This window comes from Pseudomonas sp. B20 (assembly GCF_020515755.1).
GTDB classification, from domain to species: domain Bacteria; phylum Pseudomonadota; class Gammaproteobacteria; order Pseudomonadales; family Pseudomonadaceae; genus Aquipseudomonas; species Aquipseudomonas syringae.
In genome coordinates, this window is sequence record NZ_JAHPJG010000016.1 from 85,972 (window position 1) to 109,429 (window position 23,458).

The 23,458-nt window shown below is 57.7% G+C and carries 23 protein-coding genes and 2 pseudogenes; 6 read left to right on the top strand and 19 right to left on the bottom strand.

The annotated features are described in order from the left end of the window. Window positions 1–75: 75 nt before the first annotated feature. Window positions 76–1,353 (top strand): cellulase family glycosylhydrolase, encoded by a 1,278-nt coding sequence (locus LIX91_RS25870; protein ID WP_323178353.1) that lies wholly within the window; start codon window positions 76–78, stop codon window positions 1,351–1,353. 165 nt (window positions 1,354–1,518) lie between these two features. Further along, window positions 1,519–2,322 (top strand): type III effector, encoded by an 804-nt coding sequence (locus LIX91_RS16605; RefSeq protein WP_103696408.1) that lies wholly within the window; start codon window positions 1,519–1,521, stop codon window positions 2,320–2,322. A 94-nt stretch (window positions 2,323–2,416) separates the two neighbouring features. On the opposite strand, the gene LIX91_RS16610 is transcribed toward LIX91_RS16605, so the two are convergent. The 12 genes from LIX91_RS16610 to LIX91_RS16665 form a co-directional block, all read right to left on the bottom strand. Next, window positions 2,417–3,493 (bottom strand): chemotaxis response regulator protein-glutamate methylesterase, encoded by a 1,077-nt coding sequence (locus LIX91_RS16610; RefSeq protein ID WP_003423093.1) that lies wholly within the window; start codon window positions 3,491–3,493, stop codon window positions 2,417–2,419. Next, window positions 3,456–3,989: a chemoreceptor glutamine deamidase CheD gene (gene cheD / locus LIX91_RS16615; RefSeq protein WP_046235466.1), complete on the bottom strand. Its 534-nt coding sequence runs from the start codon at window positions 3,987–3,989 to the stop codon at window positions 3,456–3,458. The genes LIX91_RS16610 and cheD overlap by 38 nt, the downstream gene beginning before the upstream one ends. Further along, on the bottom strand, window positions 3,986–4,795 hold the full coding sequence (locus LIX91_RS16620) for a CheR family methyltransferase (protein WP_003414795.1): 810 nt from the start codon (window positions 4,793–4,795) through the stop codon (window positions 3,986–3,988). Before LIX91_RS16620 ends, cheD begins: the two co-directional genes overlap by 4 nt. A 9-nt stretch (window positions 4,796–4,804) precedes the next feature. Further along, window positions 4,805–5,344: a chemotaxis protein CheW gene (locus LIX91_RS16625; RefSeq protein ID WP_003347066.1), complete on the bottom strand. Its 540-nt coding sequence runs from the start codon at window positions 5,342–5,344 to the stop codon at window positions 4,805–4,807. A 36-nt stretch (window positions 5,345–5,380) separates the two neighbouring features. After that, the gene (locus LIX91_RS16630; RefSeq protein WP_226488807.1) at window positions 5,381–7,036 is read right to left on the bottom strand and encodes a methyl-accepting chemotaxis protein; all 1,656 of its coding nucleotides are present in this window, start codon (window positions 7,034–7,036) and stop codon (window positions 5,381–5,383) included. A gap of 30 nt (window positions 7,037–7,066) precedes the next feature. Beyond that, window positions 7,067–9,172 carry a chemotaxis protein CheA gene (locus tag LIX91_RS16635; protein WP_226488808.1) on the bottom strand — a complete coding sequence of 702 codons (2,106 nt, stop codon included), beginning with the start codon at window positions 9,170–9,172 and terminating at the stop codon, window positions 7,067–7,069. 46 nt (window positions 9,173–9,218) lie between these two features. Beyond that, window positions 9,219–9,509: a lipid asymmetry maintenance protein MlaB gene (locus LIX91_RS16640; protein WP_226488809.1), complete on the bottom strand. Its 291-nt coding sequence runs from the start codon at window positions 9,507–9,509 to the stop codon at window positions 9,219–9,221. Between the two features lie 23 nt (window positions 9,510–9,532). Continuing rightward, complete coding sequence (locus tag LIX91_RS16645) at window positions 9,533–9,901, bottom strand: response regulator (RefSeq protein WP_002553206.1); 369 nt, start codon at window positions 9,899–9,901, stop codon at window positions 9,533–9,535. Window positions 9,902–9,910: 9 nt separating this feature from the next. Next, on the bottom strand, window positions 9,911–11,128 hold the full coding sequence (locus LIX91_RS16650; RefSeq protein WP_410524756.1) for a methyl-accepting chemotaxis protein: 1,218 nt from the start codon (window positions 11,126–11,128) through the stop codon (window positions 9,911–9,913). A gap of 542 nt (window positions 11,129–11,670) precedes the next feature. Continuing rightward, window positions 11,671–12,969, bottom strand: a complete 1,299-nt coding sequence (locus LIX91_RS16655) for an NAD(P)/FAD-dependent oxidoreductase (protein ID WP_003430739.1) — start codon at window positions 12,967–12,969, stop codon at window positions 11,671–11,673. 216 nt (window positions 12,970–13,185) lie between these two features. Continuing rightward, window positions 13,186–13,719 (bottom strand): MOSC domain-containing protein, encoded by a 534-nt coding sequence (locus LIX91_RS16660; RefSeq protein WP_003317783.1) that lies wholly within the window; start codon window positions 13,717–13,719, stop codon window positions 13,186–13,188. Further along, window positions 13,716–14,345 (bottom strand): DUF1780 domain-containing protein, encoded by a 630-nt coding sequence (locus LIX91_RS16665; RefSeq protein WP_003392710.1) that lies wholly within the window; start codon window positions 14,343–14,345, stop codon window positions 13,716–13,718. Before LIX91_RS16665 ends, LIX91_RS16660 begins: the two co-directional genes overlap by 4 nt. A gap of 125 nt (window positions 14,346–14,470) precedes the next feature. Between LIX91_RS16665 and LIX91_RS16670 the strand changes: the two genes are divergently transcribed. Next, window positions 14,471–14,932, top strand: a complete 462-nt coding sequence (locus tag LIX91_RS16670) for a hypothetical protein (RefSeq protein WP_024652509.1) — start codon at window positions 14,471–14,473, stop codon at window positions 14,930–14,932. Window positions 14,933–15,059: 127 nt separating this feature from the next. Here LIX91_RS16670 and yacG read toward each other — a convergent pair whose 3' ends face one another. From yacG to pilB, 5 genes are read right to left on the bottom strand one after another with little or no spacing between them, the layout of a single operon-like run. Continuing rightward, window positions 15,060–15,269, bottom strand: coding sequence for a DNA gyrase inhibitor YacG (yacG, locus tag LIX91_RS16675; protein ID WP_002552020.1), 210 nt, complete (start codon window positions 15,267–15,269; stop codon window positions 15,060–15,062). Further along, a complete protein-coding gene (gene coaE, locus LIX91_RS16680) occupies window positions 15,266–15,889 on the bottom strand; it encodes a dephospho-CoA kinase (protein WP_226488810.1) in 624 nt (207 codons plus the stop codon). The genes yacG and coaE overlap by 4 nt, the downstream gene beginning before the upstream one ends. Next, a complete protein-coding gene (locus tag LIX91_RS16685; protein ID WP_003414823.1) occupies window positions 15,886–16,758 on the bottom strand; it encodes a prepilin peptidase in 873 nt (290 codons plus the stop codon). The genes coaE and LIX91_RS16685 overlap by 4 nt, the downstream gene beginning before the upstream one ends. A 1-nt stretch (window position 16,759) precedes the next feature. Then, window positions 16,760–17,977 (bottom strand): type II secretion system F family protein, encoded by a 1,218-nt coding sequence (locus LIX91_RS16690; RefSeq protein WP_100073388.1) that lies wholly within the window; start codon window positions 17,975–17,977, stop codon window positions 16,760–16,762. A 2-nt stretch (window positions 17,978–17,979) separates the two neighbouring features. Beyond that, a complete protein-coding gene (pilB, locus tag LIX91_RS16695; RefSeq protein WP_074997854.1) occupies window positions 17,980–19,674 on the bottom strand; it encodes a type IV-A pilus assembly ATPase PilB in 1,695 nt (564 codons plus the stop codon). A 226-nt stretch (window positions 19,675–19,900) separates the two neighbouring features. Here pilB and LIX91_RS16700 point away from each other — a divergent pair, with 226 nt between their 5' ends. After that, window positions 19,901–20,332 carry a pilin gene (locus tag LIX91_RS16700; protein WP_074997871.1) on the top strand — a complete coding sequence of 144 codons (432 nt, stop codon included), beginning with the start codon at window positions 19,901–19,903 and terminating at the stop codon, window positions 20,330–20,332. 260 nt (window positions 20,333–20,592) lie between these two features. Here the strand turns inward: LIX91_RS16700 and LIX91_RS25645 are convergent. After that, window positions 20,593–20,807 (bottom strand): annotated as a pseudogene (locus LIX91_RS25645) (winged helix-turn-helix transcriptional regulator); the annotation flags it as partial. A 313-nt stretch (window positions 20,808–21,120) separates the two neighbouring features. Here LIX91_RS25645 and LIX91_RS16705 point away from each other — a divergent pair. Then, window positions 21,121–21,707, top strand: a pseudogene (locus tag LIX91_RS16705) (DUF433 domain-containing protein). A gap of 47 nt (window positions 21,708–21,754) precedes the next feature. Here the strand turns inward: LIX91_RS16705 and LIX91_RS16710 are convergent. Next, window positions 21,755–22,300 carry a DUF1523 family protein gene (locus LIX91_RS16710; protein WP_003317774.1) on the bottom strand — a complete coding sequence of 182 codons (546 nt, stop codon included), beginning with the start codon at window positions 22,298–22,300 and terminating at the stop codon, window positions 21,755–21,757. A 119-nt stretch (window positions 22,301–22,419) separates the two neighbouring features. Here LIX91_RS16710 and LIX91_RS16715 point away from each other — a divergent pair, with 119 nt between their 5' ends. After that, window positions 22,420–23,418, top strand: coding sequence for an ATP-grasp domain-containing protein (locus LIX91_RS16715; RefSeq protein ID WP_003414834.1), 999 nt, complete (start codon window positions 22,420–22,422; stop codon window positions 23,416–23,418). Window positions 23,419–23,458 lie beyond the last annotated feature (40 nt).

Genomic DNA, 23,458 nt, shown 5'->3' on the forward strand with positions numbered 1-23,458 from the left:
GATTTCTGAAACCCTTCACAAAAAACCGTTCACCCAAACGCGTTACCTCCACAAAAAAGGAGTAATGAAATGAGCATGAATACCTCTGTAAGCAACAACAGCCCGGGGTGGTCGCCTGTCTCACCGGGCGACCAGGCTCCGAGTCCGGACTATTCAGGTAAATCGTCGAGCAATGCCGTGCACTTTCTTCCTCCGGAAAGTACCCAGCGCTCGCCGAACACGGTGAGTTGGGGGAATGGCGCGCCGACAACCGCCACCACCGGGAATGGACAAGCAGGAGGGGGCGATCAAAGTGACTTGATCGAGGCGTTGACGACGCTGATTCAGGCGCTGCTGAAACGCTTGCTCGGTGATTCTTCCGCAAGTAACTCTTCTGCAAATAACCCTTCCGAGAACCCGTCCCCTGCTTCGTCCGGGCCAGGTCGGGCTTCTGCTTCTCCCGGCGGTGCTGCCAGTTCGACGCCAGACTCAGGACTGTCTGAGCAGTCAAATCAAGCCCAACCGTTCAATAACACTGGCTTGGGTTCTCATGGCGGCGCGAATACGGTTCCTGACCGGATTGCGTCTCCTGAGGCAGCGCAAAAAATGGTCGAAGACGTGAAAAATGCCGGAGGGGAAACACTTCGCATCCAGATGACCCATGACCAGATCAATGACCCGGCGCAAATGGCCAAACTCAAGGCGATGGTCGATGCCGGCGACAAACAAGGGGTCAGGATTCAGTTTACGTTTCGTGACAACGCCAATGGCGGTGGTGGCAATGTCTTGTCCGGCGACAAGCTCAAACAAGCCGCCGACGATGTCAAAAACGTGGTTTCTGCCCTTGGAAACCATCCGAGTTTTGTACTCGATACGTTCAATGAGGGCGGCAAGAGTGCCACTCAAGGTTGGGCCGATATGCAGAGCACGTTGATCAAGTCAGCCCGCGACGCAGGTTACAAAGGCGACATCGTGGTGGAGGACAGCAATTGGGGTGGTGGTCTGACAGCCGGCGGGGAAAGCGGACTGGTAAAATACGCTGATCAGTTGAAAGCCGCCAACGGCAGCAACAACCCTGGCCTGATCGGCAGCATCCATGAGTACGCCAGCGGTGCCGATGCCTCCTCGCGTTTGTCATCGGAGATCAAGGCGCTTACGAGCGCGGGCTTCAAGCCGCAAATCGGTGAAGTCGGTAACGCCAACTGGACCGGAGGCGGTAACTTCGAACAGCGCGACGGCGCCAACCAGGCCGTGAAAGACAACATGGGCGCCCTGAAAGCGGCCGGCGCCGATGTGCTGCCATGGATGGACCAGTTCGAGAACGGCAAGATCAAACACGATGTCGGTTTCTCGAAAGGCGATCAGTTTTCCTGATCCTGTTTCATGGAACCTGATTTGCCTGTTGACCACTCAGCGGGCAGCTATCTGTGAGGTCGTCAACGACCAGTGCAGAGCGGCGAGTTGGAGAGGTTGCACAGATGCTGCGCTGTCTGCGCAACCCCCTTTTTTCATGACCGATAAGTAGCAGGTATAAAAGCTATGCCTATCAACAGACCCGCCTTCAATTTAAAACTCAATACGGCCATTGCCCAGCCGACTGTGAAGAAGGATGCCGGTGCGGAATTGCGCCGTTTGAATCAGAGCGAAGTGCGTGCCAACACACAGACACGTTTTGCCGTTAATCACCGTGCCCCCACTTATGACGTCGCGCAAAGCGCGCTGGGTGAAAATCACGGTGGCTGGACTGCCGCCAATCATTTCAAGATGACGGGGTCTGAGGTCTTCATCCATATGGATCGCCTGGAGCCGAACTGCAAGGGGGAGTTTGCCGGAGACAAGATCCACCTCAGCGTTGCACCTGAGGATGTACCGGATGCATTCAATGCGATAGGCAAAATACTGCAGGCGAGCGACAGCCCGGTTGACTCGTGGAAAGTGACTGACATGAAATGCCTGCAAGCAGAGATGCCGGCGGCAAAGCAGCGCGTGGCGCTGGGCGCTCAGTTCACGATCTACGCCAAGCCCGACCGTGCAGACAACACCTACAGCCCAGAGTACATGGGCAAAATGAGGGGGATGATCAGCAGTATCGAACAGGAGTTGAGCGCCGCCGGTGTAAGGCAGAGCAGCCATCGCCCGGACTCCGATGTCTCCCCGGGGCACTGGAGCTATGCGTCTTATCGCAATGAGCATAAAAGCAACAGATCAGGGACTTCCAATCAGCACAGGAACCTGGAGGCCGAGCCTTTTTTCCAGTTGGTCTCATTCTCTGACGGGGCTTCAGGGTCATCCAGGTCCAGCGCTGACCATCAGGCCTTGCTGCCGCCGCCGTGGGCCCGGTAAGGCTGTTTTTCTGAGCATTGCCGTGCGACCGGGGTTTCTGTCGTGAAACGTGGGTGTCGAAAGAAACGCTGGCTGCACGGCGACAGCTTCGGGTTCACCGGTGCAGGATCGCCTGATGAATCTCCTGCAGCGGAATGATCCGCTGCGCCGCGTTCAGTTTGATCGCTTCCTTGGGCATGCCGAACACCACGCAGCTGGCTTCGTCCTGAGCCACTGTCGCGCTGCCGGCGTCGAGCATTTCCTTGAGCCCGCGTGCGCCGTCGTCGCCCATGCCGGTCATGATGATGCCGGTGGCGTTCTTGCCGGCGAATTTGGCCACCGAACGGAACAGCACGTCCACCGAAGGACGATGGCGGTTGACCAGCGGGCCGTCGATGACCTGGACGTGGTAGTAGGCGCCGCTGCGCGTGACCATCATGTGTTTGCCGCCGGGGGCGATCAGTGCGAGGCCGGGCAGGATGCGGTCGTTGTTTCTGGCCTCGCGCACCTCGATCTGACTCAGGCTGTTCAGGCGTTCGGCGAACGATGCGGTGAATTTCTCCGGCATGTGCTGGACGATGACCATGCCGGGACAGACGCGGGGCAGGGCGGTCAGCACTGCTTCGAGTGCTTGTGTACCGCCTGTCGAGGTGCCGATGGCGACGATGCGTTCAGTGGTCTGCGCCATGGCATGGCCGCTGGCAGCCGGCAAAATGGCATCGGCGGTCAGTTTGCTGGCCGGGGTCAGCACCGGGGCGGCGGTGCGCTTGCCGAGGTTCCTGACGTTGGAGTTGGCTGCTGCGCGTACTGCTGCAACCAGCTCGGCAGCCGAATCGATGAGGAAGTTCTTCAAGCCGGTGGTGGGTTTGGTGATGATTTCCACCGCCCCGGCAGACAGCGCCTGCAATGAGGTTTCCGCGCCTTTCTGGGTCAGCGACGAGCAGATCACCACCGGTGTCGGCCGCTCGCTCATGATCTTCTTGAGGAAGGTGATGCCGTCCATGCGCGGCATCTCCACGTCCAGCACAATGACGTCCGGCCATTCCTGAGCGAGCTTGCTCATGGCAAATATCGGGTCTGACGCCGCGCCCATCACATGAATATCGGGGGTGTCGTTGAGAATGGCCACCAGTACCTGACGAACTACAGCCGAATCATCGACCAGCAGTACGCTGATTTTTTTGTTTGGCATCTTTTTCCATTGCTTCCATTGGTTGGTGCCTGACCCATACGTTTCCGTCCCACAGGTCGAAGATGATGCTGCGATGGCCGGTGCTGCCCAGGTCCTGAGCCATCAGTTTCAGGCGGTTTTGTTCGGCCAGCGCAAGCGCCGCGTGAACGTTGCTGTCAGCGACGTTCTGCATGTGCGGGTCATGACGATGAGCAGGAAACATTTCGCCGCCACCGAACAGCTTGACCTGATATTCCTCCGGCAGGGTGCCATTGGCCAGCGCATGACGGATGAGTATTTCCATCGCTTCGTCAGCGTACTTGCCGTCCAGTGGCTGATGCCGGCGTATGCGCCCGGGCAACATGAAGTGGCACATGCCGCCAATACGCCGCCACGGGTGCCAGAAGGTAATCGCCACGCATGAACCCAGCAATGTGCGCAGGCGAGTCGGCCGGGTCTGAAAGACCACTTCGCCAGGCCCGAGTACTATTTCGGCGACACCCACAGGCGTGTTCATGGTTTGCGGTAAATCGAAGGGGAGACCATTTTCAACATGTCATTTATACCGTTCAGGCTTTCTGAGTGGCTGATGATGAAATAGCCTCCTGGCTTGAGACGCGGAATCAACCGCGCGACCACTTTGCTTTTGGTTTCCTGATCGAAATAGATCATCACGTTACGCAGGAAAATGACGTCGAACTCGCCCAGATCCGGCAGGGTGTCATTGAGATTGACCTGCACGAAGCTGACCCGGCTGCGCAACGACTTGTCGATCAGAAAGGTCCCTTCCTGGCGACCTATGCCTTTCAGACAGTATTTGAACAGCAAAGGTTGCGGCAACGTTTCGGTGCGCTCCAGAGGGTAGTGACCGCTGCGCGCCTTGCTCAGCACGCGCGTGCTGATGTCCGAACCGACCACTTCCCAAGGCGTGGTGCCCAGTTGTTCGGCCAGTGTCATCGCCAGGCTGTAGGGCTCTTCGCCAGACGAACTGGCGGCGCTCCAGATGCGGAACATTTTGCCGTGTGTCACCTTGGGCAGCACCTGCTGACGCAGAAAATCGAAGTGCTTGGGTTCGCGGAAGAAATACGTTTCGTTGGTGGTCAGCAGGTCCAGCGCCACTTGCAGCTCGCCGTTGCGCTGATCGTTCATGATCAGCTTGAAATACTCGCCATAGTTGTCCAGCTCGTAATGCTTGAGACGCTTGAACAGGCGGCCGGCGACCAGCGCTTTCTTGGCCAGCGTCAGTTTGATGCCCGCAGCGTTGTACAGCCAGTTCTGGAACTGGCCGAATTCGCGATCGGTGAGCGACGCTGTATCAGGCATGCGCAGGCCTCACGTCGCGTCGACGTCGGTCGGCAGCGACTGGCTTGCCTCGGCGAGGCTGGACATTTCATCGATGGACAACACGCGGTCGACCTCAAGAACGATCACGAACTTGCCGTCGACCTTGGCCATGCCGCTGATGAAGTCGGCGCGAATTCGCGCACCGAAGTTCGGCGGCGGCTCGATCTGCGACGCCGGAATCTCCAGCACCGCCGAGACATTGTCGACCAGCAGACCGATGTCCTGCGGCTGGCCGTCCTCGCTGTTGGCCTCGATGATGATCACGCACGAGCGCCGGGTGATGGCCGAGTTCTGCCGCCCGAAGCGCGCCGACAGATCGACCACGGGCACCACCGCGCCGCGCAGGTTGATCACCCCGCGCACGAAGGCGGGCATCATCGGCACCACTGTCAGGCTGCCGTACTCGATGATTTCCTTGATGCCTAAAATACCGATGGCGAACATCTCGCCACCGAGCATGAAAGTCAGGTACTGCGCCTCTTCTTCGACCGTCGCTGCGGTCTGCCGAGTCGTGACCAATGAGCCCATGTCGTTCTCCCCTGGAGTCTCTATCGAAGCCGGCAATCAGAAACGGGTAAATTCCGATTCGTCCGGGGCGCCCGCCATGCTTTGCGCAAATGCCTTGCGCGGAGCCTGCTGCGGTGGGCGCGGAGGCTGACGGTTCGGGCTGTTGCGGCTGTCGAAAGTAGCGCTTTGTGCGACGGCCCTTGGCGATGCGTCGAGGGTGAAGAAACTCATGGCCTGTTGCAGTTGTTCGGCCTGGCTGCTCATTTCTTCAGCCGTGGCCGCCAGTTCTTCGCTGCTCGATGCGTTTTGCTGGGTGACCTGGTTGAGCTGGGTCATGGCGGTGTTGATCTGCGCCACACCGGCTGCCTGCTCTTCCGACGCGGCACTGATTTCCTGCACAAGGTCGGAGGTCTTGTTGATCGAAGGCACCATCTCGTCCAGCAACTTGCCGGCCTTCTCAGCCATGTCCACGCTGCTCGACGACAGCTCGCCGATTTCCTGCGCGGCCACCTGACTGCGTTCGGCCAGCTTGCGCACCTCGGCGGCCACTACCGCGAAACCCTTGCCATGTTCGCCGGCACGGGCGGCTTCGATGGCGGCGTTGAGAGCGAGCAGGTTGGTCTGGTAAGCGATGTCGTCGATGATGCTGATGCGCTGGGCGATTTTCTTCATCGCCACGACGGTCTGCTGCACCGATTCGCCGCCATCGGTGGCTTCTTTGGCGGCCTTGCTGGCCATGCCATCGGTGACTTTGGCGTTCTCGGTGTTCTGGTTGATGCTGGCGCTCATCTGCTCGACCGATGCGCTGGTCTCTTCGACGCTGGCGGCCTGCTCGCTGGTGGCCTGGCTCATCGACTGTGCAGTGGCACTGACTTCTTCCGAGGCGCTGGCCAGGTTGTCGGCGGCGTTACGCACTTCGCCGATGATGTGCGACAGCTTGCCGACCATGTTGCGCATGGCATTGAGCACCATGCCGGTCTCGTCCTTGGAACCGTGGCCGATGTGAGCGTTGAGGTTGCCCTCTGCCAGCTGCTCGGCGGCCGTTGCGGCCTCTTTCAGCGGGCGGGAGATGATCCGGGCGATGAACAGCGCCAGACCCAGGCCGATCAGCAAGGCTGCAACCAACACAACGACGATCGAGATGCGTGCGTTTTCGTACAGCTTCGTGCCCTTGTCACCCGCGACAGTCGCACCGGCGTCGTTGAGCTCGACCATTTTTTGCAACTGGCCGGTCAATTCGTCGAAATGCGTTTTGGACTCGCCCTTCAGCATCGCTCGTGCCTGGGCTTCGAGGCCCTGACGGGACATGTCGAACAACTCGCCGCTGCTCTTGAGGTACGCAGACCATGTCGCTGTAGCGCTATTGAACAACTGGCGATCCTCATCACTGACCACCAGCTTGTCATAGGTGGCCAGGCGGGTTTCGAACTGTTTGCGAGCGTCCGCTGCTTCAAGCTCCATCTGCGCCTTTTCCTGGGCGGTGTCGGCTGCAATGTGGCGGTTTTCCTTCAAACGATAGTTGGCGGCGAAGAAGCGCATGCCCGCTGCCGCACGCATCGACGGCATCCAGTTTTCCTTGATGTCCTGAGCGGCCTGGTTGACCTGGCCGAGCTGGAGGATGGCAAAGACTCCCATGGCCGCGGTCAACGCCAGAACCACCAGAAACGAGGTAATCAGCTTGGTGGAAATCTTCAGATCGTAGAACCATTTCATTGAAGTAACTCCTTGGGAATTGCGAATCCGTCAGCGAGAAGTGGGCAACAGGGATTGAGGCGCCTGGGTCGAGCGGGCCTCCATGTGTACGATCTGGTTGAGCAGGGCGGGTATGTCGAGAATCAACGCCACCGCGCCACTGCCCAGGATCGTCGAGCCGCTGATGCCGCGCAGCGCGCCGAACAGCTTGCCCAGAGGTTTGATAACGGTTTGGAACTCGCCAAGCAGCTCGTCGACCACCAGCCCGGCCTTGTGCTCGGCGTAACGCACCACCACCACGTTCTGGCGCCTGGCGGCCGGGCCTTCATGATTGAAGTGGTCGCGCAGGTAGACCAGCGGCAGCACTTCGCCACGCAGGTCCAGGTAGCCGCTGTCGCGGGTCAACTGCCGGTTGTGTTCGTCCAGCTCGATGCATTCCTGCACCATGTCCAGCGGGATCACGTAAGTCGACTGATCGATACCGACCAGAAAACCGTTGATGATCGCCAGCGTCAGCGGCAGGCGGATGCGCACGATGGTGCCCTGACCGGGCTGACTGTCCAGATCCACCGTGCCGCGTAGCAAGGTGATGTTGCGCTTGACCACGTCCATGCCGACACCGCGCCCCGAAAGGTTGGTGACGGCCTCGGCAGTGGAAAAGCCGGGTTCGAAAATCAGGTTGTAGATTTCCTGATCGGTGAGGCTTGCGCCGACCGCCACCAGCCCGCGTTGCTGGGCCTTGTCGAGGATGCGCTCGCGGTTGAGTCCGGCCCCGTCGTCGGCGATTTCAATGACGATGCTGCCAGAGTCGTGGTACGCATTGAGGCTCAAATGACCTTTGGCCGGTTTGCCTGCCGCGCGACGTGCTTCGGCGCTCTCGATGCCGTGATCCATGGAGTTGCGCAGCAGGTGCATGAGCGGGTCGCCGATCTTTTCGACGACGGTCTTGTCCAGTTCGGTCTCCGCACCATTGATGATCAGGTCGATGTCCTTGCCCAGTTCCTGGCTGACATCGCGCACCACACGGCGGAAGCGATTGAAGGTGTCGCCGATGGGGATCATGCGCAGGTGCAGCGCGCCATCCAGGATCTGCTCGACCAGCCCCGATACGGTGGAACTGGCTTCCTGAAGCGGGTCGTTGTCGCACGACTTGGCCAGCAGGCTGGCGCCAGCGCTGGCAATGACCAGCTCGCCGACCAGATTGATCAGCTCGTCGAGCTTGTCGGCGTTGACGCGCACATAGCGGCCGTCCTTGTTTTTCTGCTCGCTGCCCGAAGAAGGGCGCTCTACAGCGGTTGCGGTTGCGGGCGTACGTGGCACTGCGCGCTGATCGCCCAGCAGTTCGCCGCTGGCCACCATAGGGCTGTGCTCGGGCTGCGAGACCAGTTCGGTGCCGGTGGGCTCGACGTGGTCTGGCGTCTCGTTCACCGGGGTGATCTCCACGGCGCAGTCTTCACGCACGAAATCGAAGACTTCGTTGATCGCGGCGTGCCCGGCAGCAGAGCGGAAATCGATCTCGAAACCCAAGTGGCAGGATTCCGGGTCCCACGCCTCAACTGCTGGAATACTGTCGGTTACCGTCGTGACCTGGACCATCTGCCCCAGGGTATTGAGGTAGCGCAGGAACGACAGCGGGTCCATGCCGTTGCGAAACACATCCACGCCAAAACGTAGCGAGATATGCCAGAGCACTTCGGCTGACGGTTCATCATCACTGACGACCGACGCGCTCGCGCTGTCAGCGGCCCCGGCGCTGGCCGGTGCCTGGAAGACCTGCAATGCCTGACGCAGCGCCGCCTCGCGTTCCAGGGCAGGCTGCTGCAATTGCTCGCCACGGCTGGCGACCACGTCGATCAACTCAAGCATGTGATCGCCGGATTTGAGCAGCACGGCGATCAGCTCGGCGTTCACCGAAACACTGCCTTCACGCAGACGATCCAGTACGTCTTCGACGATGTGAGTAAAACTGACGATAGGCGTCAGCCCGAACAGTCCGGCCGAGCCTTTGATGGTGTGCGCTGCGCGGAACACCGCGCCGATCGCGTCCTGGTCGCCGGGCTCGCTTTCGAGTTGCAGGAGGGATTCCTCCATGGCCTGCAAAAGCTCACGCGCTTCAACGATAAACGTCTGCTGTGCCTGATCGAGATTAATACTCACGATGACTTCCTTGATCGATCACTGGGCAGTACTGCAAATGGACGCGCTACAGCACCACACCCGGATTACATAACTCGAAGGTTTCGCTGACCGCCTTGCTTTGCCCGGTCAAATGCAGCGAAGTCCCGGTCTTGCCGGCTTCGCGCTGAATCACAGCCAACAGTTGCAGACCGGCGCCGTCCATCTCGGTGATCTGTGAAAGGTCTACCTCCAGGCGTGCCGCAGCGCCGATCTGCGGCAGTAGCCTGGCGGCCAGTTCGGTCACGGTGTAGATCGTCAACTCGCCGTCTATCTGCACGCGTGCAGTGTCGGTAGCGTTTTCGTCTGGCGTGGGCATGCTGGCCTCCATGGGCCTGGGTCTCAGGGCAGGATGAGCTTGGAAACCGCTGCGAGCATTTGTGCCGGCTGAAACGGTTTGACGACCCACGCCTTGGCGCCTGCGGCCTGACCTTCAGCCTTTTTCGATTCCTGGGATTCGGTGGTCAGCATGATGATGGGCGTGAACTTGTAGCTGGCCAGCTTCTTCACTTCCTTGACGAAAGTGATGCCGTCCATGTTCGGCATGTTCACGTCGCTGATGATCAGGTGCACTTTCTGCCCGGTGAGCTTGCCCAGTGCATCCTTCCCGTCACAGGCTTCGATAACGTCGTATCCGGCACTCTTCAGCGCGATACCGACGACTTGCCGGACGCTGCTTGAATCGTCGACCACCAATACACTCTTAGCCATGATTTACTCCTAGAAAAACGTGATTTCCTGCGAATCCTGCTGTGCTGCCGATTCACCTCGGTGAGTGCGACGTTGCTCGTCGGTCGCGTAGGTGGACTCCATGCGCGCCAGCCATTGCCGGGCGTCGATGGCGACCGCCTCATCAGGGGATTGGCTGGCCTGCAGAAGGTGCGCGTGCAGCGAGTCGATGTTGTCGCGTACGTGGGCGAGAATCTGGCTGACCCGGTCCTGAAACTGCAGGTTCACCAGAACCTCGGTCATTTCGTCGCGAATCCCGTAGCTCTCCTGCTTGAGCAGGTCGGCGGACTCGGCCAGGCGACCGGTGATGCTCTGGAAGCGCTCCAGTACGTTCTGAATGCTTTGTTCGGAAGCGGCCACCGAATGGCTGTCCTGATCGGCGCCGCTCGATGCGGCCTGCACCAGCTGGGTAATCGCGTTGTTGATGATGTCGACCTTGGCGGACATCTGCTGACCGGTTTCGCTGGACTTGCTCGACAGGCTGCGCACCGCGTCGGCCACCACGGCAAAGCCACGGCCCGCTTCACCGGCACGCGCCGCTTCGATGGCCGCGTTGAGGGCCAGCAGGTTGGTCTGTGCGGCAATCGCTGCAACGTCGGCGGCCATGGTGCGCAATTCGCCGGTATAGGCGGTGAGGCTGCGGACCTGTGAGAGCGTCTGGTCGCGGCTGGCCTGAGTGGATTTGAGCGAGTCGATTACCTGGCTCAGCTCGCTGTCACTCTGCGACAACACTTTCAGCGCACCATCGGCGTTCTGACCGTCCAGTTCACCGGCAGCGTGCTGCGACGCTTGTACGGTTTCCTGCAGGCGTTCGGAAATGCCCATGAAGCGCGTGCTCAGCTCGACAATCGCGGTTTCGGTCTGCTGGCGCGAGCTCTCGACCTGCTTGGCCCAGATCGGCATGGCACCGAGAAGGATTTCATTGAACTGGGCGTTGGACGCCATGGCGCTGCTTTGTGCGCTATGCGCCTGGTGATGATTCAGCGCCTGAGCCACGGCGCGGCGCACGTCGTTCTGCTGTGAACGGGCAGCCCAGGCACACGCGCCGAGACCGATCGCCAGCAGTACAGCGCACGTCACCAGATTGGCCGTACCCGTGCCGAACTGCGTGAGAATCCAGGCAATGGCGGGTATGACGGGAATGAGTGAGAACCAGATGAAACGCGGATGATTTTGTGCAGGAGTACTACTGTATTGATTCGACATCATGGGTTCGATCCCTGAACAGTGCAGCGTTGTACACGACTCAATGGTTATCTGCGCGCCGCAGACAAACTTGATAACAGTACGAGAGCCTTCCGTCCGATTGCTTGGCGCACAACCCGATCCTGTTAAAAATAGCGGGTATTCGGGGCACCGCAAGTCGGCGCAGCAAACGCGTTGGCAGAACAGCCGAATTCACTTGGGAGAGGACGCAGAGCGTCCGGAACGGCATGCGACGCAGAGCGCCGCACGATAGTGGGGGGATCGTTCCTCACGCTTAAGCGTGGGCATGCGTTTCACGAGGCTCTGCGTCGCAAGAGGATGCGGAGCGTCCGGAACGGCATACGACGCAGAGCGCCGCACGATAGAGGGGTGATCGCTCCTCACGCTCCAGCGTGGGCATGCGTTTCACGACGCTCTGCGTCGCAAGTTATGTGCTGCACAGGCCAATTCAAGAAGGGACGCAGAAGCGTCTCAGGCTGCATGCCAATGCAGGGCATTGGCATGAGAGTCGGTGGGGACGGTGTAGACGATGAGTCTGGCGTGCCTTAGTGCAGCTTCATCCGCGGCTCGGTGCCTTTGCCGATCTTGCTGCCCAGCATCAGCATTAGGGTACGGAAAGTGCCGTACAGCGCCATCTGGTGCATGCGATACAACGACACGTAGAACATCCGCGCCAGCCAGCCTTCGAGCATCACGCTGCCCATCAGGTTACCCATCAGATTGCCGACGGCCGAGAAGCTCGACAACGAGATCAGCGAGCCGTAGTCCTTGTAGGTGTACTCAGGCAACGTCTTGCCTTCGATCCGCAAGCGCAGCGACTTAACCAGCAACGACGCCTGCTGATGGGCGGCCTGAGCGCGTGGCGGGACGTTGCGGTCGGTGCCTTTTTGCGGGCAGGCCGCGCAGTCACCGAAGGCGAAGATATTTTCGTCACGGGTGGTTTGCAGCGTCGGCAGCACTTGCAACTGATTGATCCGGTTGCTTTCCAGGCCATCCAGTTCCTGCAGGAAGGCCGGGGCACGAATACCTGCCGCCCAGACCTTCAAGCTCGCCGGAATGACCTGCCCGGTAGCAGTGATCAAACCATCAGCCGTCACCTCACTGACTGCCGCATTGGTCAGCACTGTCACACCGAGTTTTTCCAGCGTCTTGTGCACCGGCGCGCCGATGCGCTCGGGCAGCGCGGGCAACACCCGTGGCCCGGCTTCGATCACCGTGATGCGCAGGTTTTCCGGCTTGATCTGACCCAGCCCGTAAGCCGCCAGCTCATGCGCCGCGTTGTGCAGCTCTGCCGCCAGCTCGACACCGGTTGCACCGGCACCCACGATGGCCACGGTGATTTCCTGCGCGCTGTCGGCCTGACCGGCGTGGGCGCGCAGGTAGTGGTTGAGCAGTTGCTGGTGAAAGCGCTCGGCCTGCTTGCGGCTGTCGAGAAACAGGCAGTGCTCTGCCGCGCCCTTGGTGCCGAAGTCGTTGGTGGTGCTGCCCACCGCGATGACCAGCGAGTCGTAACCCAGGCTGCGTGCCGGAACCAGTTCTGCGCCGTTTTCATCCAGCGTCTCGGCCAGATGAATCTGGCGGCTGGCGCGGTCCAGACCGGTCATGCGCCCGAGCTGAAACTGAAAGTTGTTCCACTTGGCCTGAGCCACGTAGTTCAGCTCATCCTCATACGAGTTGAGCGAACCGGCGGCCACTTCGTGCAACAGCGGTTTCCAGATATGCGTCAGGTTGGCATCGACCAGCGTGACACTGGCCGTGCCTTTCTTGCCCAGGGTCTTGCCCAGACTGGTAGCCAGCTCCAGACCGCCAGCGCCTCCGCCAACGATAACAATACGATGCGTCATAAGGATTACTCGGAAGGTTTAAGGAATTCGGGGGGAGCTCGATCTTCGCGAGCGCAAGGCAGCTCATAGCGTCAGAAGGCTCAGTAATGGGTTCATCACGACACTGTCCGGGTCAGGAGCGGCCTGCGCTCGACTGGATGCCGGTGTGTCTGAAGGTACTCTTCGACACACCTTTGCGGTTCCGGGTTCAGGTGTCTGCTCAATTTATCCGTTGTCTCAGGCGTGCTGTCGGGCAGGGGGCCACGGATCGGTGATTTCCAGCGGCTCGACCTGCAGCGTATCGTCCAGGCGGATGATTCCGCTTTGTAACACTCGCGCGGTAATTCCACCATGCCCGCGCACCGCCTGGAACGTCCCGTGACCAAGACGCTGCTCAAGTCGCGCACAAGGCTGACACCAGCCGGTGGTTTCGAAAATCGCCTGACCGATCCGGAAACGTCGATTCTTCAGGCTGAACAGGTTGATGCCACTGATCACCAGATTGCGCCGCAAATCCTGCGGCACGATAGGGTTATCCGCCGCGCGGTTCAGCAACGAGCCAACCACCGCCAGATGTTCCCACTGGATCAACGTCACCTGCCGCGCATTGCGCGGGCCGGGCCGCGAGTGATCGCCGGTCAGACCCGCTTCGCGACGCGCTTCCACGGCGTCCAGCTCGATCATCTCGACCCGCGATTGCGGACGTACGCCTATCCAGCGCACACGACCTTGTTGCGGCACATCGGCCAGCAGTTCCTGCAGGGGGCTCATAAACTGATTCCAACATCGAAAACGACACTGCGCCCCAGATTGGTACGCAGAAAATCCGGAGCGCCGGGATGCGCGAACAATACCCGAGCGAAGGTCGGCCCCACCAGCGACAACGAGCGCCAGCCCTGACGCAGGTACTCGGTCGGTGGTGGAAAGTGACTGTTGAGGTCCAGCACCTCGCGCTTGAGGCTGGCGAAGGCAATGATATCCAGACCGCCCAGATCAATGCCGCGTTCGCGATAGTTGGTGGACTTCTTGCGCAGGGTAGGGGCGAGTCGGTGCAGCAGTTCAGAGGCCGGAATGCGCTTGGGCTTGGCCTCCCGACGTACCAGTTGGCTCAACGAGAACGCGCTTCGTCGTCGCGCCAGCTCCTCGCGCCACTCGTCATTGAGACGCCGCCCCTCATCCAGCACGAAAAACACCTCGAAGCGCCCGTCACGAAACAGCACATCCGGCGGCTCCTGACTGGCAGGCATGAAGTCCTCATTACGATGCGTAATGTTCAGCCCCTGCAACAGGCGCTGACAAACCCAGCGCTCACGCTCCCACTTCCGCGCATTGGAAAGAAAGGCGTTGGCTTGTTCGGCCTGGATCGTCAACAGGCGCAGGTAGTCTGAGTCATCCATAGGGCCAAGCTTAGCGTTCAAGTTGCCATGACTGGAAGAGTGAATGCAGGGGTGTAGACTGGCAATTCATTTTTTGATCGCTTGCGATAAATGTCGCAGGCGCCGCTTTTATCGAGGATCGACCTGTGAAGCTTCTGCCCATCCTGCTACTGGCCTTGCTGCCCCTCACTGCCAACGCCCTGCAAGTCGGCGAGCGCTTGTCTTCCTGGACACTGCTCGATCAATACGACCAGCCCTACACCCTGAACAACCAGACACAAACCCTGCTGGTCGCACGCAGCATGGACGCCGCGAAACTAGTCAACGCTGCCCTTCAGGACAAGCCAAAAGGCTTTCTGGAATCACGCCACACGGTGTTTGTCGCTGACATCCAGAAAATGCCAACCATCATCGCCAAAATGTTCGCCATCCCCAAAATGCGGGATTACAGCTATCGCGTGATGCTTGATCGAGAGGCGCGCATCGTGCCGCAGTACGCAGGCGATGACGATAAAGTGCTGTGGTTACAGTTGCGCGACGGGCAGTTGGTCAGTCAGCAGCAGTTTGGCAGTGCTGATGCGTTGAGGGCTGCGTTGGACCGTAAATGATCGAGAGACATGAGCGTCGTGGGAGCGAGCTTGCTCGCGAAAGGGCCATCACAGACGTCCTGAGATGCGGCTGAAAGACAGCCCTCGTAGTTGCGTATAAGGCGAGTTGCTTCACATCGACTTGTTATCAATGCCCCCTGTGCGGAGCCTCCAGATCACCCGAGAACAACTCATCCTCGGCATCCGGGCTCACCGGAATTGCATGCTCTTCAGAAGCCCAGGCTCCCAGGTCGATCAGTTTGCAGCGCTCGGAGCAGAACGGGCGGCTCGGACTGGCTGCGCTCCATTCCACCGGGGCGTCGCAGGTTGGGCATTGAACAGTCATTGGTTGGCTCATGATTGGCCTCCACGCAAAGTAAGGTAAAAGTGGTGCAGCCGCTCGACTTCGCTGGTTAGCCAGGCGTGATCGCGGTCGTTGACTAGCACATCATTGGCATGACGCAGGCGGTCTTCGCGCTGGAACTGCACCTTGAGAATGGCTTCGACCTGCTCCTGGCTGGAGCTGTCGCGCAGCATGGTGCGTTCTATCTGCAGGTGCGGCGGAGCATCGATCACCAGCAGCCTCTGGACCATGCGGTATTGCCCGGACTCGACCAGCAATGGCGAGACCAGAATGGCATACGGCGATTTGGCCTTGGCCAGATGGCTGACGATTTCCTGATTGATCAGCGGATGCAGCAGCGCTTCCAGCCAGCGCCGATGCTCGGGGTTTTCGAAGATCAGCTTGCGCAGCGCGCCTCGATCCAGCTCGCCGCTGGTCTGCAACACGCCTGTACCGAAGTGCGCCGCTATCTGCTCCAGCGCCGGGCGCCCGGGCTCGACTACCCAGCGGGCGGCATGATCGGCATCCACAGTGTCGACGCCAAGGTCGCTAAAGCACTTCGCCGCTGCACTTTTACCGCTACCGATGCCGCCAGTCAGGCCAAGAATCCAGGGTTTTTCATCAGGGTGAGTCATCTGAAACCGGCAAACTGCATGTAAGAGTCGGTTATTTGACCACCCCAGAGCAAAGCGATCCACCCCGCAATGGCCAGATAAGGACCAAAGGGGATCGGCGTACCGCTTTCGACCCTGCGCACACGCATCATGATCACCCCAAGCACCGCGCCCACCAGCGACGATAACAGGATGGTCAACGGCAAAATCTGCCAACCGCCCCACGCGCCCAGCATGGCCAGCAACTTGAAGTCGCCATAACCCATGCCTTCCTTGCCGGTCACCAGCTTGAACAGCCAGAACACCGACCACAGCGCCAGATAGCCGGCCACCGCTCCCCACAGCGCATCGTTCAGCGAGGTGAACAGCCCGAAGGCGTTGACGATCAGGCCCAGCCACAGCAGTGGCAGCACCAGAGAATCAGGTAACAGTTGGTGATCGGCATCGATCAGACTCATCGCCAACAGCCCCCAGCTCAGTACCAGCATCGCCGCCGCCTGCCAACCAAAGCCGAAATGCCAGGCCACGTAGGCTGATAGCACTGCGCAGGTCAGCTCGACCAGCGGGTAGCGTTTGCTGATCGGCGCTTTGCACTGCGAGCATTTGCCACGCAGCAGCAGATAGCTGATCACCGGCAGGTTTTCCCACGGGCGGATTTTGTGCGCGCAATGCGGGCAGCTGGAACGGGGGCGATTCAGATTGAAGACGGGCTGATCGGGTTCGGCGGGCAGGCCGAGCAGTTCTCTGGATTGGGCTTTCCAGTCGCGCTCCATCATTATTGGCAGGCGATAGACGACCACGTTGAGGAAGCTTCCGATGATCAGGCCGAGTATGCAGCAGGTGGTGACGAAGGCCAGGGGGGAGCTGGCCAGGAGGTCGAGGAGGGGCATGTCAGGCAACGTCCCCTAGTTTGAATATTGGCAAATACATCGCAATCACTAAGCCGCCGACAACGACGCCGAGTATGGCCATGATCATTGGCTCCATTAGGCTGGTCAGGCTATCAACCATGTTATCGACTTCATCCTCATAGTAGGTCGCGACCTTATCCAGCATGTTGTCCAGAGCACCGGACTCTTCACCGATCGCAGTCATCTGGATTGCCAGGCTTGGAAAAACTCCCGTTGCACGCATTGAAAAATTCAACTGCATCCCTGTGGACACGTCTTGTTTAACTTTATTTACCGCATTTTTAAAAACCACATTACCTGTTGCACCTGCGACCGAGTCCAGCGCTTCCACAAGCGGAACGCCGGCAGCGAAGGTAGTTGCCAGTGTTCGTGCGTAACGTGCAACGGATGACTTAAAAATCAACGGTCCGATAACCGGGATCTTCAACAATATTCGATCAATACTATCTCGAAAATTCTGTGATTTTTTATAAGCCTTTTTGAACAAAAAGAAGCTAGCAAAGAACGCCACAACAATAGCGATCCACCATTGCTGGATGACCTCGGAAAGCCCGATAACCATCAATGTGAACATTGGCAACTCGGCGCCAAAACCCGCAAAAACCGATTGAAATTGTGGTACAACTTTTATGAGCAGAATACCTGATACGATCACCGCAACGATCAACACGGCCGCAGGATAGGTCATTGCTTTCTTGATTTTGGCTTTGAGTTTTTCTGTTTTTTCTTTATAGGTCGCGACTCGATCCAACAGACTTTCGAGTGCTCCCGCCTGCTCTCCCGCATCTACTAAATTACAGAACAGGTCGTCAAAGTACTCAGGCTTTTGCCGTAAGGCTGTTGCAAAACTATTTCCCGCCGAAACTTCCTGCTTGAGCGAGTTTACCAATGCTCGCATATTTGGGTTTTCTGCCCCCTCGCTAATAATGTCGAACGACTGTAGCAGCGGCACGCCAGCTTTCATCATTGTCGCCATTTGCCGAGAAAAAAAGGCGATGTCCAATGGTTTTATTTTTTTGCCTTTACCGAAGATAGAGGCAGATTTTTTACGCACCTTGGTAGGGTTTACACCCTGTTTACGCAGTTGTGCCTTGATGAGTGCCGGGTTATGGCCGCTCAATTCACCGCTGAGTTTTCCGCCTTTTTTATCTACGCCTTCCCAAGTATAGATATTGACTTTAACTGCCTTGCTGGCCATGCTTAATCCTTGGTCACGCGGTTGACTTCTTCAAGGCTGGTGATGCCTTGCATGGCTTTCGAAAGCCCCGATGTGCGAAGGTCATTGAAGCCGTCCTTGCGCATCTGTCTGGATATTTCCAATGAGTTGCCTTCTTCCATGATGATGCGCTCAAGCTCCGGTGTTTTTTTGACAACTTCGTAAATACCGACCCTGCCTCTGTAGCCCCCATTGCAATGCTCGCAGCCCACCGGACCGTATATCTTGAAAGTGCCGATTTTGGCTTCTGGAAAGCCTTCCTGAATAAGCGTCTCGCGAGGAATATCCAATTCTTTCTTGCAGTGGCTACACAGCTTACGTGCCAGTCGCTGCGCAATAATCAGGTTGATTGCTGTAGCAATGTTGAATGCTGCAACGCCCATATGATGCAGGCGGGTCAACGTTTCCGCTGCGCTGTTGGTGTGCAGTGTGGAAAGCACCATATGGCCGGTCTGCGAGGCTTTGATGGCAATTTCTGCCGTTTCCAAGTCTCGTATCTCCCCGACCATTATCACGTCGGGATCTTGACGCAAAAAAGCGCGCAAGGCTTGGGAAAAGTCCAGCCCCTGGCGCGGGTTGACGTTGACCTGATTGATGCCTTCCAGGTTGATCTCCACCGGGTCTTCGGCTGTAGAAATGTTGATGTCTACGGTATTGAGGATATTCAGGCCTGTATACAGCGAAACGGTCTTGCCGGACCCCGTGGGACCAGTTACGAGAATCATGCCCTGCGGCTGTTTCAGCGCCTCCAGATACAGTGCCTTCTGTTCTGGCTCGTAGCCCAGAGCATCAATACCCATCTGCGCGCTGGTCGGGTCGAGAATCCGCATCACGATCTTTTCGCCCCACAGCGTGGGCAAGGTATTCATCCGAAAGTCGATGGCTTTGGTTTTGGACACACGTAACTTGACACGTCCGTCCTGCGGCTTACGCCGTTCCGAGATATCCAGGCTGGCCATGACCTTCAAACGCGCGGCAATACGATTCGCGAGATGAATGGGAGGTCTGGCGACTTCATGCAGGATGCCGTCAGTACGCAATCGCACACGAAAAATCTTTTCATAGGGCTCGAAGTGCAGGTCGGATGACCCTAGCCGGATAGCGTCCATCAGCATCTTGTTGACGAATTTCACTACTGGAGCATCGTCAGCTTCATTCTGTGTAGCTAGAGAGGTTTCCTTGCCATCGGCCGGTTCGATATCCAGACCCAAATCGACATCTTCCAGATTACCTAGACCGCTATCACTGTCAAAAAAACGATCTATGGCAGAGGTCAGCTTGTCATCTTCGACCAGAATCGCTTCGGTGTTCAGGCCAGTACTGAACTGAATATCGGTTACCGCCTGATGATTGGTCGGATCTGAAATTCCGATAAATAGCTTATTACCGCGACGCCACAGGGGCAGCGCGTGATGTTGGCGAACCAGTTTTTCACTGACCAATCCTTTAGGCTGGCTTTCCTTGTCAAGGCTGGCGAGATCCATGAATGGCACGCCAAACTGCTCGGAAGCCATTTCTGCCAGCGTCAGGCTTTTGACTAATTTGTTCTGAACCAGATAGCTCACCAACGAAATCTTGTCGCGGCGCGCCTGTTGATACGCTTGTTGCGCAACAGATTCAGTAAGTAGCTCGGCGAGGACCAATTGTTTGGCCAAGCCAGTGAGGACAGCATCAGTCATAAAACCACCAGACACGGACAATGAATGGGTTATAGCGCAGTCGGGCTTTGCTGCCAAATGACAGTGAGGGATGTGACGAAAATTGTCAGTTTCTGCGGATTTCAGAACGTCTATCGCTGCAGGTAGAACGTATTGGCGATAACGGCAGTTGAAAATGGGTTCTGGCACGACCTGTGCTTCCCCGCTCCCAAGGCACTACCTAATTGACGCCTCGGAGAAGTACGCGATGAAAGCACAAAAAGGTTTCACATTGATCGAATTGATGATCGTTGTAGCGATTATCGGTATTTTGGCGGCGGTTGCGCTGCCTGCCTATCAGGATTACACCATCAGAAGCAAGGTCAGTGAAGGCTTGGCGCAAGCGAGCTCTGCGAAGCTAGCAGTTGCTGAGACGGCCGCTAACGTTGGCGGTATTGCAAACGTAACAACAGCTAACTCCGGCTTCGTGTTTAACCAAGTGGCTACTAATAACTCATATGTGGCATCCGTTGTGGTCGGTGCTGGCGGCGTCATCAATGTTGTGACCAAAGCTACCGGTGCAACAGATCAGCCAGCGTTTCAGCTCACCCCGGCACAAGCTTCATTGAACGATCAGATCACTTGGACTTGTACAAGAACTGCCGGCCTTGCCAAGCACCTTCCTGCTAACTGCAGGTAATTAAAGGTAATGACGCTTGAAATTTGCCAGCACCATGCTGATTTTTTGGACCGTTAAAGTCTTTAAGATTTCGACGCTCCTAAAGCGCTGGAAACGGGTGTGATTGCTACTTTTGTTCCTCTAAACGATGAGGCCCGGAACTTTTTGACCGGGCCTCATTTGTTTAAATTGATTACCAAGTCGCTATCTATCGCAGCCTCGGATCTGTGCTGATACCTTAGGTAGCCATATCGTGGCACTCGCCTCGCAACTCAGACCTTTTAGTTTCGCTCACTCGCTTGCAACAATTCCAACCCCAATGGCGAAAGACCGTACGCAACCCAAGGCAGCGACTTAGCCAGCACATCCCGAACAACAACACCTTTCTCCTCCATCTCATTAGGCCGCACGACAGAATATTTGCCGAAATGCCCGGAATGTCGACGCGAAGCTTGCCAAATCGCCTAGGGCCGCCACTCACACTCCACAAAAGATTTGTTCAAACGAAAACGCCTTGGCAAATTGATCCGCCGGGAAATTTTGTTTTTAGTACGCGGTTTTATTGCGTGCCATCGTAGGACATTTCAGCTTTTGCATTAGGTCACTTCCTGATCCACTTCGGTTACCAAAACGTTCGTCGATTGATATCCGAATCAAGCCCAGAATTTCCCACCTGATTACTCCACACATAAGAAGAGAGGGGCTATGAACACCACCGCATTACCAGTCGCCTCCTCGGTGTGGGCCTATACACACCAGCAGAAGCGTCCTCATACACTGGCATTCCAGCAAAGGACATTCGCAGATGGATGTTTGGCTATAGCGCGGCAGGCGTCGATCACCCCGGCCTCTGGACGCCAGAGGTCGCATTTCTGAACGACAAGCTGCTCGGCTTCCACGACCTGCTGGAAATTCGTTTTGTTCATGCATTTCGCCAGCACTGCGTCAGCTTGCAAGCGATCCGCAGCGCCTCGTTACAAGCCAGAGAAATGTTCGGTCAGCTCTACCCGTTTACGTGCAGACGCTTTCAAACCGACGGTCGGGATATTTTCGCGACCGTCCTGGATGAAACGGGTGATGAGGCTCTGCTGGATCTGGTGAAGCGGCAATACGCGTTCAAGCAGGTCATTACGCCCTCTCTGTACGAGGGCATTGATTACGCAGGTGAAGAGTCGGCAAAGCGCTGGTATCCGGTAAAGCGAAGCAAGGCAGTTGTTTTGGACCCGGCAAGGAATTTTGGCAAACCGGTGTTGGCAACAACGGGAATCGACCAGCAACGATCTATCATTCTTATCTAGCTGAAGGCCAGAACGCGAAGCGTGTGGCTTTACTCTATGAGATTGCGCCTGTCGCAGTGAAAGCAGCCGTTAACTATGAGCGTAGCCACGCAGCTTAAGATACGTGGCCATGCAGTAGTTGACTGCTTAGGTCAGGGATTGGCTTTTACCTAACCACCCCATCAACCCGAGCCCGCCCCTTAAACCTCCTCCTCACCCCAACCACAACCATCACCACCAGCAACCCCACCACCACAAAAAAGATCGTATTAAAAATCGGAAACGGCTGATCACGACTCGTCACCGCCTCAACCTCTGTCACGTTGGGGAACATCGACAGGATCGTTATGCGCCAGCCGTAATAACGAATCAGTGCCAGTTGCTGGGAATCGCGCGAGTAGCCCTGGGCTTTGGCCTGGATGTCGGCGGAGTCGAATTTGAAGTACCACGGGAAGCTCCAGCCGGTGTCTTCGTTGCGGTAGACCACGACTTTCTTGCTGTCCGGATCCTCGGTGTTGATGAAGTACACGTCGCGGGTCGGGCCGTCTGCCGGGTTTTCGGCGTTGATGACGCCGTCGGCGTCCATTCTTTTGACTTCCACGCCGGTGATCATCACGACATCATGGCGCGGCAGGACGTAGTAGAGGCTTAATGCGCCGATCCCCAGTGCAACGAATACCACAAGCCAAATCGACCTTCTCAGCCACTTCATACCAGCGTCCTCTGTTTAAAATTGCGTGACTTTGCCCTAATCCGAACATTTCGAAGCAAAACAGTTATTACAAAATTCGACAAGGCCGTTGCTGACGGCGTTGTCTCCCGGAGATTGACATGATTTGGTTCCTTGAAGGGCAATCCAGCCAGCGTGAAGTGATCATGGGCGCGCGCGATGCGCTGCCTGCGTCGGTGCAGATCATCGCTTCGCATCGCCAGCAGCGTTCCGAAATCACCGGGCAGGCCGATGTGGCGCTGCAAGAGCCGGTCGATAACGACGAGCGTATCGACTGGGTGCTGCACACCGCTCGCTCGCTGGGCGTCAAGATTATTGTCGCCGGGCGGATAGGCAGCTTTTACGAAGCGCAGCGTGCACGTTTTGTCGCTGAAGGGTTGGACCTCGTTACCGGCGGAACGTCACTGCAGACCTTCATGGATGTCGATGACAAGAGTCGTTTCACGGCGACGGCCGAGGCGGCGGGGCTGGCGTGTATTCCGGGGATTGCCGTCAGCAATGCCGAGGAGTTGCAGGCGGCTTACGATGCGTTGGCGGTGTCTGGTGAGGTGTGTATCAAGCCGGTGGTCGGGATTTACGGGCGCGGCTTCTGGCGCTTCAAGACCGACGTTGACGATTTTCGTTGTTTCGCCAACCCCGACGCGCGTGAGACGACCTTTCAGGCGTACCTTAATGCTTATCGTCAGGCCGATGATGTTCCCGCCATGCTGCTCATGCCGTACATGCCGGGCAGTGAGTGTTCGGTAGACATGGTCTGCGAGCACGGCAAGGCGGTTGCTTTCGTCGGGCGGCGCAAGGTTGGGCTCAATCAGACCTTCGAGCGTCACAGCGAAGCGGTAAAACTGGCAGTCCGCGCGGCGGAGCATTTTGCCTGCGACGGGCTGATCAATGTGCAGACCCGCGACGACGCGGATGGCAAGCCGCGCTTGCTGGAGATCAACCCGCGTTATTCAGGCGGCATTGGCTACACCCGTGAAACCGGCGTCAACCTGCCGGGTATTTTCGCGGCACGGCGTCTCGGCTTGAAAGAACCGGAAACACATTGGCTGGAAGATATCCGCGTCAAGGCCATCACGGTCGCTGTACGGGCCTCGGTTTGATCGTGATAATAGATTTTTGCTATCAATAATCGCTCTTATC